Source organism: Shewanella sp. DNRA4, assembly GCF_012843185.1.
Lineage (GTDB): Bacteria > Pseudomonadota > Gammaproteobacteria > Enterobacterales > Shewanellaceae > Shewanella > Shewanella xiamenensis.
Window position 1 is genome coordinate 1 of record NZ_JABAIP010000041.1, and the last position, 719, is coordinate 719.

Consider the following 719-nt stretch of genomic DNA (forward strand, 5'->3'; position numbering starts at 1 on the left):
CATATATGGACCCATCCGGTTTGCAAGACATTCGATAACGATTTTGAGAAGAGTTCATTGCACCCATATATCCGGCCTGTTATTGAGGGATCCCTCTGGCCCTGATGGATATCTGCTTCTACAGTCCTTATCATCCCTGCGGCTTCGTAATGAGCCTATGCCCGACTAAGGTTTTTAGTAGATCAGTCTGACTGTCTCATCATCAAATCAAGTGTCTTAGCAACTTGCTGGTTGGTTAATTATTCACGTTTATTGAATCTATTCAGTACTATACTGGAAGCCGATACTCTTCCTCACGCGCCGCGATAACCCATGCCATTCTCGCGAGTTTATTGGCGACGGCCACACAGGCTCGATTAAAACCTCGGCGCTCTGCTAACTGTATTGCCCAGCAGCTAAATTTATCCTGTTTATGACAACTGTGCTGCAACACCGCTCTGGCGCCGTGAATAAACAGGGTACGTAAATACGCATTTCCCCGCTTGCTTATCCCAAGGAGGTTATCTTTACCTCCGCTGCTGTGTTGCTTGGGAACCAAGCCACACCAAGCTGAAAAGTGTCTACCATTACTGAAGTCTTTACCCTCTCCAGCAGCCGCATAAAAGGCCGTAGCGGTGACGGGACCAATACCTGGGATAGTCTCTAAACGCTGGCAAATCACATTGTTTTTCGTTTCAGTGAGTACTTGGGTATCACAATCCTTAAGCCGTCTTTCTATA

At 46.7% G+C, this 719-nt stretch carries 1 protein-coding gene; it reads right to left on the reverse strand.

The window, feature by feature from the left end; all coding sequences use genetic code 11:
• Positions 1-268: 268 nt before the first annotated feature.
• A partial coding sequence (locus HG547_RS20640) for an IS110 family transposase (protein WP_169548859.1) occupies positions 269-719 on the reverse strand: 451 nt, incomplete at its 5' end.